At 35.4% G+C, this 19,478-nt stretch carries 12 protein-coding genes and 1 pseudogene; 5 read left to right on the top strand and 8 right to left on the bottom strand.

Annotated elements, in window-relative coordinates; all coding sequences use genetic code 11:
- Positions 1–7: 7 nt before the first annotated feature.
- The 4 genes from OOK87_RS05890 to OOK87_RS05875 form a co-directional block, all read right to left on the bottom strand.
- Positions 8–9,604 carry an ankyrin repeat domain-containing protein gene (locus OOK87_RS05890; protein WP_264688341.1) on the bottom strand — a complete coding sequence of 3,199 codons (9,597 nt, stop codon included), beginning with the start codon at positions 9,602–9,604 and terminating at the stop codon, positions 8–10.
- 322 nt (positions 9,605–9,926) lie between these two features.
- Positions 9,927–10,346, bottom strand: coding sequence for a helix-turn-helix domain-containing protein (locus OOK87_RS05885; protein ID WP_264688237.1), 420 nt, complete (start codon positions 10,344–10,346; stop codon positions 9,927–9,929).
- Between the two features lie 34 nt (positions 10,347–10,380).
- Positions 10,381–10,713, bottom strand: coding sequence for a helix-turn-helix domain-containing protein (locus OOK87_RS05880; protein ID WP_264688238.1), 333 nt, complete (start codon positions 10,711–10,713; stop codon positions 10,381–10,383).
- A gap of 50 nt (positions 10,714–10,763) precedes the next feature.
- Positions 10,764–11,717 (bottom strand): hypothetical protein, encoded by a 954-nt coding sequence (locus OOK87_RS05875; protein ID WP_264688239.1) that lies wholly within the window; start codon positions 11,715–11,717, stop codon positions 10,764–10,766.
- A gap of 177 nt (positions 11,718–11,894) precedes the next feature.
- On the opposite strand from OOK87_RS05875, the gene OOK87_RS05870 reads away from it, so the two are divergent.
- Positions 11,895–12,977 (top strand): hypothetical protein, encoded by a 1,083-nt coding sequence (locus OOK87_RS05870; protein WP_264688340.1) that lies wholly within the window; start codon positions 11,895–11,897, stop codon positions 12,975–12,977.
- A gap of 221 nt (positions 12,978–13,198) precedes the next feature.
- Here the strand turns inward: OOK87_RS05870 and tnpA are convergent.
- Positions 13,199–13,609, bottom strand: a pseudogene (tnpA, locus tag OOK87_RS05865) (IS200/IS605 family transposase).
- Positions 13,610–13,783: 174 nt separating this feature from the next.
- Between tnpA and OOK87_RS05860 the strand changes: the two are divergent.
- From OOK87_RS05860 to OOK87_RS05845, 4 genes are all read left to right on the top strand, one after another.
- Positions 13,784–15,169: a hypothetical protein gene (locus tag OOK87_RS05860; RefSeq protein WP_264688339.1), complete on the top strand. Its 1,386-nt coding sequence runs from the start codon at positions 13,784–13,786 to the stop codon at positions 15,167–15,169.
- A gap of 10 nt (positions 15,170–15,179) precedes the next feature.
- Positions 15,180–17,105 carry a hypothetical protein gene (locus OOK87_RS05855; protein ID WP_264688338.1) on the top strand — a complete coding sequence of 642 codons (1,926 nt, stop codon included), beginning with the start codon at positions 15,180–15,182 and terminating at the stop codon, positions 17,103–17,105.
- Positions 17,087–17,389 carry a hypothetical protein gene (locus OOK87_RS05850; RefSeq protein ID WP_264688337.1) on the top strand — a complete coding sequence of 101 codons (303 nt, stop codon included), beginning with the start codon at positions 17,087–17,089 and terminating at the stop codon, positions 17,387–17,389. Before OOK87_RS05855 ends, OOK87_RS05850 begins: the two co-directional genes overlap by 19 nt.
- 286 nt (positions 17,390–17,675) lie before the next feature.
- Positions 17,676–18,179, top strand: a complete 504-nt coding sequence (locus OOK87_RS05845; RefSeq protein ID WP_264688336.1) for a methylated-DNA--[protein]-cysteine S-methyltransferase — start codon at positions 17,676–17,678, stop codon at positions 18,177–18,179.
- Between the two features lie 13 nt (positions 18,180–18,192).
- On the opposite strand, the gene OOK87_RS05840 is transcribed toward OOK87_RS05845, so the two are convergent.
- The 3 genes from OOK87_RS05840 to OOK87_RS05830 all read right to left on the bottom strand — a co-directional run bounded on the left by OOK87_RS05840 (position 18,193) and on the right by OOK87_RS05830 (position 19,467).
- Positions 18,193–18,555 (bottom strand): helix-turn-helix domain-containing protein, encoded by a 363-nt coding sequence (locus OOK87_RS05840; RefSeq protein WP_264688335.1) that lies wholly within the window; start codon positions 18,553–18,555, stop codon positions 18,193–18,195.
- A gap of 22 nt (positions 18,556–18,577) precedes the next feature.
- Positions 18,578–18,907 carry a helix-turn-helix domain-containing protein gene (locus tag OOK87_RS05835; RefSeq protein ID WP_264688334.1) on the bottom strand — a complete coding sequence of 110 codons (330 nt, stop codon included), beginning with the start codon at positions 18,905–18,907 and terminating at the stop codon, positions 18,578–18,580.
- A gap of 104 nt (positions 18,908–19,011) precedes the next feature.
- On the bottom strand, positions 19,012–19,467 hold the full coding sequence (locus OOK87_RS05830) for a JAB domain-containing protein (protein ID WP_264688333.1): 456 nt from the start codon (positions 19,465–19,467) through the stop codon (positions 19,012–19,014).
- Between the last annotated feature and the right edge of the window lie 11 nt (positions 19,468–19,478).

Below are 19,478 nucleotides of genomic sequence, written 5' to 3'. Positions count from 1 at the left end.
ATACCTGCTATTTTAATAATGAGTAGCAGGTCTCTTTGCTTTTTTCATTTGTGATACCTTTTTCTATAAGAACACTTTGTATAGAGGTAGGTACTTGGATGCTAACTTGGGTTTGCGAATCAGCACTATTTAATATTCGATCTCTCTTACCATTATAGGCTTTTTTAAATCCATCGATTTGCTTTTGACTTAAATTTTGTGAAAATGCCTTTTCTACATATGAGTCTAAAAGACTAGCAATTGTATCATAATTGCCACTTGTAATTTTTGCTGTGATAGTTTTTTGTACTTCTAAAAAATCAATTCTTACTGATTTCCATGCTATACCACTGCTACAAGCTGCTTGCTTCATTACTTGCTCTAGCTTTTCCACTATACGTAAAGTACAGCCTATTGTCTCCTCTTTTGATAAAGTACTGCTTTCATAAGCTCTACATTTCATGTTGCATTTATTTCCATTGAACCAGCTATATAATACATAATAAAGCATCATGTCTGCATTACTAATATTCTCAAGCCTTTCTTGAATAATAGGTGTAGATGATTTACAGTTGGCCACCTTACCTGGTAAAAATGGCTGTTCAGTATTAGGTATCCAACCTTTTATCCAAGAAACCCAGTTGCCTATCAGTGAAGAATGTCTACCTGCCCCACTACTTTGAAACTGACCTACAGTAGGCTGATCTACAAAAAGATGACTATGCCTGATATTAGCAACGTAATTGTGCTCTTTTTCTTCCAGAGCTTGCCTTAAGTATCCTACCACACTTACATGGTTTGCAGAAATAGCTAGATCAAGAGGTTTTTCATGATCAATACTGAGAAGATCAATATCTGCTCCTTTTTCCTCCACAAGAAATTTTACGGTTTCTAAATGACCATTACTAGCAGCACAGTGGAGAGGTGTCCAATTATCTGCACTTACAGCATTAACACTTATTCCTTTATCAAGGAAAAATTTTACAATGTCTTTATGTCCATTCTCAGCAGCAACATGTAGAGGCATTTTACTACTCAGATCAACAGCATTAATATTTGCTCCTTTCTCTTCTGCTAAAAACCTTACAGTTTCCAGATGACCATGCCTTGCAGCATAATGCAGCGGTGTCCAATTGTCCTGACCTAAATCATTAACATTCATTCCTTGGTTTATTAAAAGTTCTATAATTCTTTGGTACCCACGTTCAGCAGCAATATGTAAAGGTTTTGCGTTATCAGCATCTACAGCATTAAAATTTGCTCCCTCAGCTAAAAGCGATTGGACAAAATCCAAATTACCAGAATGGGCAGCATAATGCAGTGGCGTCCACATTAAATTAGTATCTGGATCATTAATGCTTAGCCCTTGCTGTACAAAAAGTAATACAATATTTTTATGTGCATTGCTAGCTGCAGAGTGTATAGGTTTTTTTCCATCGTTGCTTACAGCTCTAATATCTGCACCTTCTTCAACTAGAGATTTAGTAGCCCTCAAGCGACCATGAAGGGCAGCATAATGCAAAGGTGTTAATTGCTGATAATCAGCATCATTAACATTTAATTCTTTTTGTATAAAAAACTCCACAATATCTTTGTGTCCATGCTGGGCAGCAATATGTAAAGGCCCAGCACCGTAAGCATCTTTATTATTGATGATGTTTCTATCTTGACGAACGAGAAACCTAATAACCTCTAAAAGTTTATCATCATCAATGTGTTTATTATTCCTGCCTTTAGCAGCATAATATAAAGGTGTCCAATTGTCTTTGCCTTTGTCATCAATACTTAGCTGCTTTTGCACAACAAAAAATTCTACTATATCCTTATGACCATACTGAGCAGCATAATGCAAAGGTTTTGCATTACTAGAATCCTGAGCATTGACATTTGCTCCTCTACTTACAAGAAGCTTAACCACCTCTAAACTACCACCCTTGGCAGCATAATGTAGTGGTATTTGATTATTCTGATCTTGATAGTTAACATTCAATCCTCTACTAAGAAAAAACTCAATGGCGTTTTTATGTCCATGTTCAGCAGCAATATGTAAAGGACTCACACCGTTAATATCAAAAGCGATAATATTTGCTCCTCTACCAGCAAGAAACTCAATAACGTTTAAGTTGCCACTTTTAGCAGCATAGTGCATCAATGTTTTACTACTTTTATCTTGGTCACTAACACTTAATTGCTTTTCTACAGTAAAGAACTCTATAATATCTTTATGACCGTACTCAGCAGCAATGTGTAAAGGCTTTAAATTGTTAAGATCTTTGGCATTGATATCTGCTCCTCTACTGATGAGGAATTTTATAACTTCTAAGTTACCACTCTTGGCAGCATAGTGTAATGGCGTCCACTTATTCTTATCTAAATCATTGACACTTAATCCCCTATTGAGGAAAAACTCTATGATATCTTTATGTCCGTACTCAGCAGCAATATGCAAAGGCTTTGCTCCACTTATCGTTTGATCATGAATATTTGACCTAAAGTTAACAAGCAGTTTTACAACTTCTAAGTTACCGCTCTTGGCAGCTTCATGGAGTGAAGTAAGATAATATTTATTATCTTTAGCATTAGTATAAGCCTTTTTCCTAAGGAGAAATCTAACAATCTCTAAGTCACCACCTTGAGCAGCTTTGTGTAGTGGTGCTAAATCATTATTATCTCTAGAGTTAACATCTGCACCTATATTAAAATAATGTTCGACGCTTCTAAAATCTTTTTGGCTTATAGCATAAAATAACCCTGCGTTTGAAAGAGCTTTCATAACTTCTAGGTGACGTTTTTCTGTAGCAAGTTGTAGCGGTGTCTTACCATAAAAATCTTGAACATTGATATCAGCTTCTCTTTCTATAAGCAACTTCACAACTTCTGAATGGCCAGAATCAGCAGCATAATGGAGTGGTGTCCAGCTATTCCAACCAGAAGCATTAATATTTGATCCGCTGTTAAGCAAAAATTCCACTACACCTTTATGGCCATATTGAGCAGCAACATGCAGAGGATTTATATAATGAGACCCAGCATTAACATTTGCCCCTTCCTCTACTAAAAGCTTTATGAGTTTTAGATGGTTTCTATAAGCAGCGTAATGCAGCGGTGTCCAGTTATTATGACCGGAATAATTAAGATCAGCTCCTTCTTTAAGATAATCTTTAACTTTTTGTATGTCATTCCTTCCTACAGAATGAAACATAGCCTCATTTAACAGTAATTCAGTAATTTCTCCATTCTCTTTTTCCTTAGCAAGTTGTAATGGTGTTTTACCGTCTGAATCCCTCGCGTTGATGTCTGCTCTCTTTTCTATTAGTAACTTTACAAGTTCAAAATAACCTTCCTCTGCAGCATAATGTAATGGCGTTTTATTATTTTTGTCTGGCTCACTAGCACTCACTCCATGTTCGAGTAAGAACTCAGCAACATTTTTGTACCCATTTTTGGTAGCAACATGTAACGGGCTTTCACCACTAATGCTTTTTATGTTTAGGCTCGCTCCTTTACTTTGTAAAAACCTTATCATCGATAAGTCGCCATTTTCTGCTGCAATATGCAACATTCCCCATCCCCATTTATTAGTCACATCAACATCAGCTCCACTAGTAAGATATTCACTAATCTGGTCACGATCTCCCTGCTTAACGGCATTAAATAATGCCTTATCTTGTAACAATTTAATAATCTCATGGTCAGTTGCAAGTTGCAATGGCGTGTTCTCTTCAGAATCTTGAATATTGATATCTGCACCTTTCTCTATCAAAAATTCTACAGCTGCTGAATGGCTTTTCTCAGCTGCTTGATGCAAAGCTGTTTTTCCACTTGCACCTTTGTCATCGATACTCAACCCTTCTCTGTTTCTCCTTAGGAAAAACTCCATCACATTTGTATGACCATATTGAGCAGCAACATGCAATGGCTTATTTCTGTTAGTATCCTTAAGGTTGATATCCGCGTCTTCTCCTACCAAAAATTCTACTACTGCCAAGCGTCCATGTCTAGCAGCATAATGTAATGGTGCCCAATTATTTCTACCACGACTGTCAACACCCTCACTTTTCTCTTTCCCTACTATCAAAAACGCTACTACGTCTTCGTATCCATTCCTAGCAGCATAATGCAAAGGCTTTGCATTATAAGACTTAGCATCAACATTTGCTCCTTGCGCCTTTAGAAGCCTAACGATTTCAATGTAACCTTTGCTAGCGGCATCATGCAGCAATGTCCAGTCATTTTCGTCTTTGTAGTTAGGGTCTGCTCCTTCAGCAAGATACTGTTCAACTTTACTTAACTCTCCTTGTTTCACAGCATTAAATAATGCTTTATTACGCAATAATCTTGCTGCTTCCTGATGGTTTTTACCGCTTGCTAGTTGCAAAGGTGTTTTGTTATCAGTACTTTTAGCATCAATATCTGCTCCTTTTTCTATTAAAAATTTTACAACTTCTGGATACCCTTTGTCAGCAGCGTAGTGTAGCATAGTCCAATCATTATTACCTTTATCGTTAATGCTTAGCTCATCCCCGTGCCACCTAAGGAAAAATTCTATAATACTTCTATGCCCGTTATCTGCAGCAATATGTAAAGGCTTATTTCCGTTAGAATCTTGAGCATTAATATTTGCCCTCTTTGTTATCAGAAGTTCTACAATTGCCAAACCACCTCTGCTTGCAGCATAGTGAAGCGGTGTCCATCCATTTCTATTTGCATCATTAACACTAAGGCTAGCTCTTTCCTCTTTCAGAAAGAATTCTACCACGTTTCTACGACCGTAATCAGCAGCAATATGCAAAGGCTTGTCGCCATTTTGATCTCTAGTATTAATGTTTGCCCCTCTTGATATTAGAGCCTGAGCAACTCTTAGATGTCCTCTACTTGCAGCTTCATGTAATACTGTCCATCCATTCTTATCTGAATAATTAACGTTAGCTCCATTATCAAGGTATCTTTCTACATCATTTAAATTTCCCTGCTTTACAGCATGTAATAATGTTTTATTTTGTAATAATCTTTTAATTGGCCCTTCATTAGCTAGTTGCAGAGGTGTTAGATTATCATAGTCAATTGCATTAATATCTGCACCATTCTCTATGAGAAACTCTGCAACTTCAGGGTGGTTGTACTTGGCAGCATAATGAAGCGGTGTCCAATTATTTTTGCCCCTATCATTAATGTTAGCATCTGCCTCATTCACACCATTTTTTCTACTGAGAAAATATCTTACAACATCTAAAGAGCCTTTCTCGGCAGCAATATGCAAAGGTTTATCTCCATCTCTACTTTTAGCATTAATATTCGCTCCCTTCTCTTCCACTAAAGACCTGATCAATGGCAAATTATTTCTCACAGAAGCAGCGTGTAAAAGCCCCCATCCCCATCTGTTAGTAGAGTTTACATTAGCTCCATCTCTGAAAGAGTCTTGTACTCTCACTAAATTTCCTTCTTTCACAGCATCAAAAAGTGCTTTATTTAACAATAACTCCTTGACTCTTTCATCCTGGGCAAGTTGTAGAGGTGTTTTGCCACCAGAGTTTTCTGCATTGATATTTGCACCTCTTGTTATCAAAAGCTCCACAACTTCCGACCTGCCCTGCTCAGCGGCATAATGGAGTGGTGTCCAGCTATCTTTGCCTAAATCGTTAACACTGAGCTTTTTATCAAGAAAAAACTTTACTATATCCGTATGTCCATTCTTTCCAGCAAGATGCAGAGGTTTATCCCCATCAGCATCTTTAAGATTAATATCTGCACCTTTTTCTTCTACTAAATATCGAACAACTTCAAAGTGATTACTCTCAGCAGCATAGTGTAGTGGTGTTTTATTATCTTTACCTTTATCATTAACTTTACCATTAAGTAGAAGCTTCACAATGTTTATGTGGCCATATTGTGAAGCAATATGCAAAGGTTTGTCCCCATCAGAATTTTCAGCATCAGTGCTTGCTCCTCTTTCTACTAGAAGCGAAGCTATTAGCAAATGACCTTTTTCAGCTGCACGATGCAACAGTGTCCAATCATTACCGCTCAGAGAGTTAGGATCAGCTCCATTATCAAGATATCTTTGAACTTGAGCATACTCTCCTTGTTCTACAGCATCAAATAATGCCTCATTTTGTAATGATCTGACAATTTCCTGATTACCAGTTATAAGCTCTAAAGGTGCTTTACCTTGGGCATTCTGGATAGTAATATCTGCACCTTCTTTGATAAGAAAATTTACAGTTTGTGAATAGTTGTTTGCACTAGCATAATGAAGTGGTGTCCAATCGTCTTTGCCTCTATCATTAACATCCATGCTTCGTTCATTAATAAAGAACCTTACAATTGGCTGATGGCCATTCTTAACAGCAATATGTAAAGGCTTATCGTTTTCGATATTTTCAGCATTAATGTCTGCTTGATTGTCTATTAAAAATGTTACAACTCCTAAATTTCCACCTTTAGATGCGTGATGTAGAGGAGTCCACTTATTTACATCAGCTGCATTTACATTAGCTCCATGCTCAATTAAAGGTTCAACTATATTTAAATAGCCATGCCGCGCAGCATGGTGAAGCGAAGTTCCGTTACTTTGATCCCTATAGTCAACCTCAACTCTTGTGCCGTTAACTTCCTTATTAAGATAATTTGTCACATCCAACGCCTTATTTTGTTTTACAGCACCAGACAACCCTTCATTTAGTAAGAATTGAATTACTTCAGGCTCGCTTGCCAGATCTACTGGTAACTTTCCTTGAGAATTATGAGCATTAATATTCGCTCCTTTCTTTATAAGAAACTTTACAATCTCAATATGACCTTCTTTAGAAGCATGATGTAAAGCCGTCCAATTATTTCTATCTTTGCTATCAATAGTAGCTTCTTTTTCTTCAATCAAGTACTGTACAACATTTAGACTATTGCTTGCAGCAGCATAATGCAGAGTCGTCCACTTGTTTTCCCCTTGTTCATTAACACTTAATCCTTGTTGATCGATAAAAAATTCTACAATATCTTTGTGCCCATTTTTTGCAGCAATGTGCAAAGGTTTTTCTCTATTATCTGTTCTTGCATTTACATTTGCTTTTTTTTCTACCAGAAATTCTGCTGCTTTTGTATAACCGTTGCGAGCAGCATAATGGAGTGGTGTCCAGTTATTTAGATCTGAATAGTCAATATCAATCTCATTTGTAAAAAAACCTTTAATCCTATTAATATCATCACCCAGGTTATCTCCTTTTACAGCATTGAATAGCTCTCTACTCCGCAATAACTTTGCCACTTCCCTGTGACTATCTCCTTTTTCAACAGCAAGTTGCAATGGCGTTTCTCCACTTAAACCCGTAGCACCAATATTTGCTCCTTTTTCTATAAGAAATTTTACTACCGGTAATCGATTTTCATAAACGGCATAGTGAAGCGGTGTCCAGTTATTTTTTCCTACTTCATCAATATTTGCTTGCTTACTCAGAAAAAGCTCTACCACGTCACCTTTGCCATAAGTAGCAGCAAGATGTAAAGGTGTATTTCCGTCAGAATCTTTAGCGTTAACAACATTTGGATCTTTATTGATAAGTTCTGTTGCTAGCGTTTTATACCCTAAGCTAGCAGCGTAATGTAACGGCTGCCATCCATTTTTCTCGTATGAATAATTAAGATTTTGAATATATTTTCTGACCTTTGATACATCATTTTTCCTTATAGCATCAATCAACGCCTTGCCCTGCAACATTGCTTTAACTTCTTGCCGATTACTTTCACCTTGGGAAAGCTGTTGAGCAAGCTCAAGTGGAGTTACACTATCAGAATTTTCAGCATAAATATCTGCTTCTTTTTTTATCAAAAACTTTACTAAATCGCTGCTACCTTTGTTAACAGCATGATGTAGCGGTGTCCAATTATCCTTTCCTTGATCATTAATATCTAGTCCCTTCTCATCAATGAAGAATTTTACAATTTTTGTATGTGCATGGCTGGACGCAATATGTAAGGGTTTATCTCCATCATTAGTTGTAGCATTGGCATTTGCTCCTCTTTCCACTAGTAGCCTCACCAGCTCTTGAGCTTCTGTTTTTTTATTAGCAGCATAGTGTAACGGGGTCCATCCGTTATTATCTTCACGATTAATTTCAGCTCCTTCCTCAAGGCATTTTTTGATCTTGTTAATATTTCCTTCTTCTATTGAATTAAGCAATGCTTTACTCAATAATAACTGTGTTGTTGCCTGATGGTCTTTTTCTTTAGCTAATTGTAACGGTGTTTTGTTACCGGAATTTATAGCGTCAATATTTGCTCCCTTTTCAAGAAGAAGCTCTACAATATTTTTATGACCTTGATCAGCAGCAATATGTAAAGGCGTATTTCTCTCATGGTCTTTATCATTAATAACGCTTAAATCCTCTGCTATGAGCACTTCTGCTGAAGCTTTATAACCTAAACTTGCAGCATAGTGTAATGGAGTCCACTTATTACTTTCATACAGATAGCTAACTTTAGCTTTCCTCTGAATAAGATTTTCAACTTCTGTAATATCATTCTGCTTTACGGCATCAATTAATGCCTTACCTAGCAGTATTTCTTTCACTTTTTCATAGTTCTTGTCTTTAATGAGGTCAAATGGAATTTCATTGCCATAATTTTTAGCATTGATATTTGCTTCCTTTTTCTCTACCAAGTACCTAACGACATCAACGCGATTACTTTCAGCAGCATAATGTAGGGGTGTCCAATTATCCTTTCCTGGGTCATTAACACTTAATCTTTTTTCATCCAGAAAGAACTTTACGATATTTTCATGTCCATTCCTTGCAGCAATGTATAAAGGCTTATTATTATCAGAATTTCTAGAATTAATATCTGCATTTTTATCTACTAAAAACCTTACAAATTCCAAATCATCTACTGTTCTATTAGAAGCATAATGTAAGGCTGTCCAACCATTCTGATCTTTATAATCAATTTCTCCTTTTTCAAGACATTCCTGAACTTTTTTACTACTTCCTTCCTTTGCAGCATCAAGCAATGCTTTATTTTGTCGTAACTTTTCCTTTTCTGATTCTTTACTTTTTAAAAAGTCCGTAATAGTTTGATATCCTTTTCCCTCAGCAAGCTGTAATGATATTTTACCATCAGGATTTTTTTTGCTAATATCTGCTCCATTTTCTACGAGAAATACCACAACTGAGTACTTACCTTCTTCAGAAGCGTAATGCAATGGTGTCCAAGCACCATTAGCTAGAGCATCAATCGTTGCGTTCTTTCCTACTAAAAACTTTACCATCTCAAGTTCACCTTTTTTAGCGGCATAGTGAAGTGGCGTCACGTAATCTTTTCCTGGATCATTAACATCCATTTTTTTCTCATTAATAAAAAACTCTACGATTTTTGTATGTCCATTATCTGCAGCAATATGTATAGGCTTCTGCTGAGCATTGGTTTTACCATCAATAAGGTTTATATCTGTTAAGTTTGCTAAAAATTCTGTAGCGTTTAAGTTGCCATACTGAGCAGCATAGTGTAGCAAATTCCACCCATCTACGTCAGAATGCCCAGCAATAGTCACATTATCGTTTATAAGTTCTACAACTTTTCTGTTATTATTATTTCTTATAGCTTGTTTTATATTTTCAAACTGCTCTGATAGCATCTAACCCTCTCTAAAATTGACAAAATCCTCACCAAAAAGCTCTTTGCATTAATAGGTTATGTATAAACATTTTACAGTGCAATATTTATTTTAAAAATGCAAGTTTTGGATTAAAGGAAAACAGAAAAGACCGGAAAGTAGAGTAAACTCAATAATTACAAAATAGAATACAGTCTACTGGAATAAAGTAATTTCCTGCGCGAAACAGCGCTATCCATGTTAAAGAATTAAAAAAATGGAATTGCTGTCTTTCTATAGTAAAAGTACAAATAACTGATTAGGTGGCTTTAGGAAAGAATGCTGAAACAATACCTTAACTTCTCTACTCTGAGATTGATGTGCATTTAACATCCCCTTTGAAGCCCGTATTAGCAAGAGCTTTAATCACTAAATGAACAATATCGCGCAATGCTTCATCCTTAATTTTTCTATATTCCCTTACTAATCTTGATATTTCTTCGCTACCTACACCGCTGCTGCTATAGTGGAAGGCCTTATCATGCAAGTCTTCAGAGGTTTTAGTAAAAAAATATGACATATCAACTGACAAAGCTTCTGCCAAATTATACAATCTATCAACTACAAGCCTTACCTCTCCAGTTTCATATCCTTGTATATGCTGAAATGAAATTCCAAGCTTCTTTCCTAAGTCTCTTTGACTAAAACCACACATTAACCTTCTTTTCCTTATTCTTTCCCCTATTTGTTTATCGATAGGATGTTGTTCAGCTTGTACAGTCATTTATTAATATCTTAACTCGCATATTAAAACAATACTAACTTTCACTGTAACTTTGAGAAAAAGATTTTACTAATACATAAACTACACTACGCAGCCTTTTACTCTTAATTTTATTATATTCTTTAACTAATTTTAGTATTTCTTCATCATAATTTTCATGTGAGTCAGTATGCATAACAGTAAAGAAATCAGCAACATCTATCGATAGTGCTTTTGCTAAATCATATAATCTACTGGCCAAAACACAATTTGAACCATTTTCGTACCTTTGTATCTGTCTATATGAAACACCTATTCTTCTTCCCAACTCGGTTTGTGTCAAACCACAGTATAACCTAAGTTCCTTTATTTTTTTACCTAATTGCACCTTTTATCCCTTACTCAAATTTACAACAAATTTTATGAAGTGGAAAAAAACTAGCAAAGTAATTGCTTTAACAATTTCTGCCTCTCGCTAATTAAATCGTTTGGCCTTATGTATTTTTTCTCAATCTCCCTCATCTCTTTTTCTCGTTCTGCAATGTTATTTCGTATTACTTCAGCTGAATATCTGCTTTTGCCATTTGCAAACTCCGATCTTAATCTCCTGACCTTATATTCGAGCTCAGCAAATCTTTCATGCTGCTCAAGGAGTTCTATCATGTGACTAATTTCAGAATTTAGCTTTTTTTTCTCAATATCTCTCACAATAAAAGAAAGCAGAAGCTTATCTATTTGGTAATCAATATTTGGTTGAGCAGCAAATAGATCAATCATGGCTTTTACGTCAGTGGGATTTGCAACTAGTAAGTTAAAATTACTACATAAAAAACTATAGAACTTCATTGTCTTCTCAAGATAATTTTTCATATCTTGTGATAATTGCAATTCTTTGTGAATTCCTGACAGCAATATTTTTAATTCTTCCAAGTATTCTACATCAAAATCACCTACTTCTGTAGGTAAAAGGATCATTAGCAGCTTTTTTACAAGCTCAACATCATTTGACTTAACTGCATTATAAAGAGCTTTTTCTTTATCTTTTTTTAAATCATAAAGCTCTGATGAGTTATCTATGCTGAACAGGTAATTTGCCACTTCAGTGTTTCCTTGAGGAGAATAGATTAAAATGTCTACTTCCCTTAGGGGGTGATCATCATTAAACTTTTCTAACAACTCTTTATCGGTAATTTCCTCTATCGCTACAGCAGCTTTACTGATCTTTTTCAGTTTAGAAACATTATCTCTTGAATTTTCAAGTATGTCTTTAGCCTTGTCTAGGAGCTGCTCATATAGAATTATTTTTTCTTCATCATCAAGTAGCTGACAATGCTTCTTCAATTTTTCAGTGGAGTAAGATAGGAGATCCATTTCTTTTAATTTTACAATCACAATACCCTATTTTTGTTGAAACTGAAATAATTTTTATAGGATGTGTTTTTCTAGTGTAAATGCCCGTAAAGTTTGTTATTATAACATACAGTAAATCAATAAGTCGTATAATATTAATAATTAAATAATACTTATTACGATATGATTGAATAGTAATGAAATTAAGTGAGGGTTACAATGAAAAAAATAAATGGTAAAAAATTGTCTAGTAAAATGTTAAAAGCGGTAGAGCGAATAGCAAAAGAAGGGTTGTTACCTAATTTTATAAAAGCTGCTCCAATAGCGAATAAAAAGATTAGTAAATTACCTGTCTTAACATATCCTGAGGAGCTCAATCCATTTCTATCAGCTTTATGCAGGACAAGACTAAGTGAGTATGAAAATATGAAACTAAATGAATTCCTGGAAAAAGCTATTGCAGCTAAAAATATAAACGAGTTAAGTAAAGTTATCGATGAAGCTTTGGATTTAGGAATAAGAATAAATGCTGCCAATGAAGATGGCTTTGGCTTCGCTAACGTTACAATGTTTAAGATGTATCGTGATGAATTCAAAGGGAATAAACAAGAGGATATAATCAGGAAGTTAGCATTAAATGGAGCAGATTTTAATGTACAAGTTGATAAGAAAATAACTGAAATTCATCAAAAGGTGCAAAAAGAAATTGAGCCACAAATATATAGTAGGCTCAAGAAACTTAGGGAAGTTGGAGAGAACGCTACTATAGAAGGAACTGTTGAAAATGTGGAAATTGATAATAAGACCTTTTACATAGAGTTTTCACATAGTTGCATAGTTGATGTTGCAAAAGTTGTAGAAGGTGCAAAAAATTTAGGCTTAAGTAAAGGAGACTTAAACCTTGGTGGCAATATTATAAAAATAGGCGATGGTGAAGTTGAAGTCAAAACTGGGAAAGACGGTAAAAGAAATTACGTAGATATATCCGATAACAGCGCTTTTACAGTAACACTTTGTACTAGCCTAGGAGAGCTAAATTTAATGGTATATCACGATACAGAAGACTATCATCAAGTACAAGTTGAGGTGGAAGATGAAGAAATGTGGAATGAGTTGCAAGAAATAGGAGAAATCATAGGACAGGGGTGTTTATTTGGTGGAATGTCTGTTAAAGAAGCAGTAGAAAGAGGCAGTTTTACTAGGTGTGGAAGGTGGGACGACCAAAGTTCTAAAAGTAGTGAGACTTTTTCTTGGGTAGATAAATTAAAAAATAATAAGACGACATCCGTAGGACGTTCTTGATCGGAGGCTATGTTTTTACATAGCCTTGAGGAATAAACTATTGTAAAGATTTATATAAAGTAGTTCTTGAATTTTAATTTAAATTAGGGAATATTAAATAATGAGGTCAATAGCTTAAAGATTTTTCTTGAAAAATTTACCATAACTTGTTCGAGATTCTCCTTGAAAGACAAGTACAGAAAAATTCAACAACCATCACCTATAAGGTGAAAGGTTAAAATTCAATCAATTTGAAATTGATCATTGTCATGAATCGGCTCACCTTCCTGTATTGATATATACTCTTGTATCACTTCATCTGTCAGAACTCACTGCTAAGTATCCTCTAGCCCATAACCCAAAATTGTTTTTGTAAACTTGCGAAATCTTGCATCAGCAACCTCGAACTCGTTCCCTTGAAAAGTTGTACAATTTTACTAACACTTTGCTGTGGTTTATATGATATAAACATATGAATGTGATCTACAGTTACCTTACCTGAGATAATTTGAATCTCATTTTCCATGGCAATCTGTCTTAGCAGTTCTCTGACTCTTACAGCAATTTGGCCTATCAGAATCCTTTTGCGATATTTGGGAATCCATACCAAGTATATCATACTTAGAGTGCGTATTGTATCCATAACGTCGCATATACGACTATTGTAACTTTTCCTTCGCCTCAAGGCGAGATAATTCCCGAGGGGGGACACTAACTTTTACTTCCCTGAGTTTGCATGCAATTCTTCCATATCTTGGTAATTTTAGTGTTGTAATTTGATTACAATTTTTACATAATATCATGAATTTTAAATAGGAGGGTTTATAATGCCAAAGAAAAAAGTAGAACGTCACGCTACAATACTTAAGAAGCTACAAGATAATGTTAGACATACGGATTCTAATATTACTGCTGGAAGGCGCTTAACCATTGAAAGGTGGGTAAAAACCTATATGAGACAGGTAGAATATCTTAAAGATGATGGGTTACAATTTTTATACAATGTATTCCAAGATGAAAGTTGTTGGTCAGGTATGAAATTGAATAATGCAACGTTAGGTCAGAAACTAGTTGAAGAAAAAGTAGGTGGAATAAAGAATCCACTTTCTAGATATGATATGGCATGCAGGTATTGTGTGATAGATAAAATTCCTCGGCTTTTTGAGGAGAAGTTTGAATTTCATAAGGGTAGGTTTTCTCCTGATGCAGTAGATAGTGATGGTAGACCTGCAGCTAGCAACAACAAGTACATAAGAAGTGATCTATTAGGGTCTATGGAAAGCTATGATCCTGTGTTTAGTTTCTGGATTGACCGAGAATCTGAAGGATTAAAATTAAAAGAATATAGCAACGTAGAAGGTTTTAGAGGAGCTGTAGGTTTTAGATGGAGCGAGGGAGTAGAATATTTTTATGACCGTTTAAGTGAAAAAGAGAGAGAGAAGGAAATTATCGGTGCAATTACTACCTTATCCTCTGCTCAATGTAATCATAATGGTGCTGTTATTTTAGATTTTTGTCTGAACAAAATGAATGCTCAAGGAAAAAACAAACTGTTGAAAAACTCTGAGTTATCAAAAAAAGACAAAGGGATATATTCTCTTTTTAGCGTGTTAATACACCAAAATTTTTTTGATACAGTTCAAACTATAGTTCCAATGTTTAAAAATAAAATATTAGAGGATAGAATACTTTCACCTAAGGATTACGCTCTTCTTCTTTCTTCCCTTTCGGATAAGATCGTTGAAAGTCCTACCTTAAGTACTCAAGCTAGAAAGGTTATGATAGATCTTATAAAGTGTGGTAATTTTGATAGCCACGAAAGAGAGGAAGAAAAGACTGCAGTCTTTTCTTCCAATGGCACAGTGCCAATCAAACATGCTCTTGCAGGATTGATTATTGACTTGGAATTGAGTAGCGGAATAGGTAGTGTTGCAAATGTAAAAAAGAGTGAAATATTAGAAATATTGAAGTTTGCTAAGAAGTTTTGTTCAGCTACAGACTTTAAAAATCTTGAAAAGTCTATAGTTAAAAATCTAAAGATGGTTGGCAGAGCTGGTATGAAAGATGATATAGATTATGATAAATTGGCAGAAAAGCTATTTTCTGAGTTAGAGAAGGAAGCACCTACGCCTCCTCAAGGTGGTGGCTCTGGTGATCCACAGTCTATGTTAGGAAGTGCTGGAGTTAGTGGATTTTCTTGTCACAGAAGATAGAGGTATTTATATGCATGGTAACGGTGAAAACATTGGGTTAATGAGAAGTCTGTTAAATGGAAATTGCCAAGGTTTTGTGGAAAGGTTTGAATCTTTTTTAGATCAGAGTCCATCTTTTTTACATTCTGTCGGTAAAGACCGTTTCTTTCCTGCATTTTTTTTCGGTATGTTTGCTACTGCACATGATTCTGATGTTGCAAACAATAATGAAAGGATTTTTTTTCGCTTTGATAATAATCCAGATAATCATAGAAGGGGAAATTTAAAGGTTGCTGTTTTAACTAATGAGGTAGATCAAAGAAATAACAGAGTTGTAAAGTGTTACACTATTGCTGATAGGCAAAACAGTTTTGGCTCAAGATTTAGTGAAGAAGAGAGGCAGTGGGTAGAAGACGAGCTGCAGAGGCAGGGTATTAGAAGAAGGCAAATAGCTTGGCAGGAGTATAAAACATTTGTATGGGCATGGAATCAGGGGGAAGATGAGGAAGAAGAAGCAGTAAGGTGCATGCAATTTCGTGAGGGAGAAGCATTTACTGGAAATTCAGCATCTCCGTGTGATGGCTTTGATGAAATTACCAGGACACCTGGATTGCAAAATAATTATTTACCAAATTTAATAAATGGGTTAGCAGACAATAATGCAGTTAATATAAGAGATAATATTGAAGATGTTTTACAGTATATTCTGGATACATATGATAGGTATAACCAATCGTTAAACTTTAATGGTATCGAGTCTGACTACCATGGCTTTTTGTCAGGCTTTCTGATGAATTTTAGGTACCGTCATGTAGTTGGCATTTATCTTGAATTGTTTATAGGAGGAGGGTATACAGATATTACTTTTCTTGTGCGTGGTGTGCAGAGGTTAGGGGATTCTGTGCCTATCATAATTGAGCTTAAGGCAGGAAGAAGAAGTGCTGCAGATGCGTTAGAGCAAGCAGAGAACTACGTTAACAGATGTCCTGTTTCATCACTGTCTATCCATACCTCGTCAGGCAATGCTGTCTGTGTGGGACTGAATTTTGACCTTAATCGTAGACGTTTTCAGCTTAGTACAGAAAATTTCTTAGAAAGGGAATATTCTTTAGTAGAAAGATTATTTGAACCCTTAGCAAATCAAGAAGTTGAAGAAAATGTTAGAGATTATTTACTCCATCCATCGTTTGGTGTACCTGCTGTACCTGGTGTGAGGAGTAGGGGTGGTGTCAGCGCTAGAGATAGAAGAGTATTTCTCTATACAACTGGGTTTACTTTTGGAAATACTGCATTTACAAGAAGAAGAGTTGTGTTAAGAGATGGAAATGAGGTATATGTAACTAATTACTTGTTTGAGTATCACGATAACGATAGGATGCTAGGTCCGCAAGGAGGAATAGTACAAGTAAATGTTGGAGATCGTGCTTTAACTATGGTTTTACATGTGTTATTAGGGAGAGAAGAGAGAGTTGTTGTATTTCATATCCGTCATATCTTAAGTCACCAATTTCCCAATATGGGATTAGATTTAGCACAATGGCCAAATGCTAGGGTTTATGAAGTGATGTGCCAATTAGACCCTAATAGAAGGAATGAAGATGATTTAGGCCTAACTGTTAATATAATACCATTCCAGTCACCTGCTAACTATCTGCAGAATAGAGGTAATGCTGTTTTTCAAGGTGACCTTTTACAAGTAGGTGGTGTTAGTAATGTGCACAGTGCTACAGACATAATGATGAATACTGGTTGGCAAGTACAAAATCGTCATGCACAAGTATTCCAAGCCATCTCTAATGTGTTATTTCCATTAAGGTGGACAGTAAATAGAAATAACGCTAGGGAAGCAGGGTTTCATTCTATATTGCATGGGTTATTTCACGCTTGTAGTAATCCAGCTAGGGTAATTATTAGTTTCAGTTGGGAGGAGGGCAGAAAGTGGACTTGGTTCTGTTAAGATCTGTGGAAGCGAGAGATGGTACCCATCCAATTGTAATAGAGTTAAAGTTTGCTGGTACTGGAGAGCTACAGCGAAAAATTGTGGAAGCAAATACTCAGCTAGGTAGTTATTTTAATGCTAGAGGATATAAGCGTATTACTGACGGGGATACAGTAGTTTTAACGTACGCCATCTTCAATGAGCTTGCGCAGAGGCCAAATACTCTTATATCAGTTAAGGATGTTCTTCGTATAAAAGACAACTTAGGGCATAGTTCTGCAGATGATCTTCCTGGTAGATAAGGGTTATTGAGAGTTTATGTGTCAAATCTAGTGGTATAATGCTAATATATGGTTAAGAGTGTGGTAGTAAAATATATAAAAATTTACTATAAGTTTTCCTTGAATTTTCTTTTTACTTTAAAATTAATTATTGTTAACCTAGTATCATATGTTATTAAAAACTCAAATAATATAGTCACTTCCAGCAACCAAAACCGCTGCGGGGTGGATTGGTCTTGCGTAGCGTTTGAACTCTTTAATTTTAATATAAATCAATTTAAACTGTATCAGTACTGATTTCTTAAGTATGGCTAAATATCAGGTTATAACACCTGGAAAAAATAAAGAATCTATCGATATTTTATATGGTTACCACTCTACTATTTTTGGAAAAGCACTTATTGGAGTTACAACACAAAGCATCTATCACCTTTCTTTTTGTGATTTTGAAACTTCAGCTATTAAGATACTTGAAAAAGAGTGGCCACAAGCCTACCTGAAAGAAGATAGGCTAACAACGGCAAAAATTGTACGCAATATTTTTGACACACAAATACCTGAGAGATCATTTTCTTTGCTTGTTAGAGGAACAGACTTTCAAATTAAAGTCTGGCAAGCATTGATTTCAATTTCCACAGGTACAATAACAAGCTATGCCAATATTGCTTATATAATTGGTCAGCCAAAGGCCATACGTGCTGCCGCAAATGCAATTGCTAATAATCCAATTTCCTACTTAATACCATGCCATCGTGTTATTCGTAAGTCTGGAAAATTCCGCTGGGGAGTAGAACGCAAGAATTGCTTATGAAGCACTACTATACCTATCTATTAGTAAGAGCCTTTATCACTGAATGAATAATATCACGCAACGTTCCATCCTTAATTTTTCTGTATTCCCTCACTAGCCTTGATATTTCTTTACTACTTGTATCGCTATGGAAGGCCTTATCATGTAAGTCTTCAGAGGCTTTGGTAAAAAAATACGACATATCAACCGATAGTACTTCTGCTAATTTATATAACCTATCCACTATAAGTCTAACTTCTCCAGTTTCATATCCTTGTATATGCTGAAATGAAATTCCAAGCTTTTTTCCTAAGTCTCTTTGACTAAAACCACACATTAGCCTTCTTTTCCTTATTCTTTCACCTATTTGTTTATCGATAGGATGTTGTATAGTCATTTTACGTATCAGGTAATATTAACTATGTATTATCACTTTGAGAAAAAGATTTTACCAATATATAAACTGCACTACGTAACCTTTTGCTCTTAATTTCGTTATATCCTTTGACTAACTTTAACACCTCTTCATCGTAAGCTTCATGTGAGTCAGCGTGCATATCAGTAAAAAAGTTAGCAACATCTATCGATAGGGCTTTTGCTAAGTCATATAGTCTACTGGCTAAAATGTAATTCGAATCATTTTCGTACCTTTGTATCTGTCTATATGAAACACCTATTCTTTTTCTTAATTCAGTTTGTGTCAAACCACAGTATAACCTAAGTTCCTTTATTTTTTTGCCTAATTCCACCTTTCATTGCTAATTTTATTTGTTTAAGCTTACAGCGAATTTCTTAATTCATAAAGTGGAAAAAAAAGAAGGAAAGCTAGAGAACTTTCCTTCCGGGTTACAGATTACAATAAGCCACTGTCATAAAAACTAAAGTGGCTCTTCTGTGTTACGATTATATGATCTATCAATTTCATTCCTACATTTTCGCAGGTTGCAGCTAATGTGAATGTGTTATCCTCATCCTCCTTTGATGGTTCTATATCTCCGCTTGGATGATTATGTGAAATTGCAACAGATGCTGCATCAATCAGTAATCCCTGTTTTATTATTTCTCTCACATACAGAGGCACTCTGTCTATAGTTCCACAGTCTTGAATATACTCATATATTAAATGACCACCTCGATCTAAGTATACCACTCGTAAGCTTTCCTTTCGTGACTGCCCTATTGCTGCTTTAAAGTATTTTAGTAGCTCTTCTCTATTATCAAGAATCGACAGCTTTTTTAACTTACCTTTCAATATCCTATCAAAAATCTCTTTCAGACAAAAGATACTTGCTATTGCTCCATCATTCATTCCTGTAACAT

Origin of the sequence: Wolbachia endosymbiont (group A) of Sympetrum striolatum, from assembly GCF_947250715.1 — a bacterium.
GTDB lineage: Bacteria > Pseudomonadota > Alphaproteobacteria > Rickettsiales > Anaplasmataceae > Wolbachia.
This window is presented reverse-complemented; position numbering and strand designations above follow the sequence as displayed.

Bases quoted from the DNA above. Each gene is read 5' to 3' on its own strand.
- OOK87_RS05890 (WP_264688341.1), bottom strand. From the start codon at position 9,604: ATGCTATCAGAGCAGTTTGAAAATATAAAACAAGCTATAAGAAATAAT.
- OOK87_RS05885 (WP_264688237.1), bottom strand. From the start codon at position 10,346: ATGACTGTACAAGCTGAACAACATCCTATCGATAAACAAATAGGGGAA.
- OOK87_RS05870 (WP_264688340.1), top strand. From the start codon at position 11,895: ATGAAAAAAATAAATGGTAAAAAATTGTCTAGTAAAATGTTAAAAGCG.
- OOK87_RS05860 (WP_264688339.1), top strand. From the start codon at position 13,784: ATGCCAAAGAAAAAAGTAGAACGTCACGCTACAATACTTAAGAAGCTA.
- OOK87_RS05855 (WP_264688338.1), top strand. From the start codon at position 15,180: ATGCATGGTAACGGTGAAAACATTGGGTTAATGAGAAGTCTGTTAAAT.
- OOK87_RS05845 (WP_264688336.1), top strand. From the start codon at position 17,676: ATGGCTAAATATCAGGTTATAACACCTGGAAAAAATAAAGAATCTATC.
- OOK87_RS05840 (WP_264688335.1), bottom strand. From the start codon at position 18,555: ATGACTATACAACATCCTATCGATAAACAAATAGGTGAAAGAATAAGG.
- OOK87_RS05830 (WP_264688333.1), bottom strand. From the start codon at position 19,467: ATGAATGATGGAGCAATAGCAAGTATCTTTTGTCTGAAAGAGATTTTT.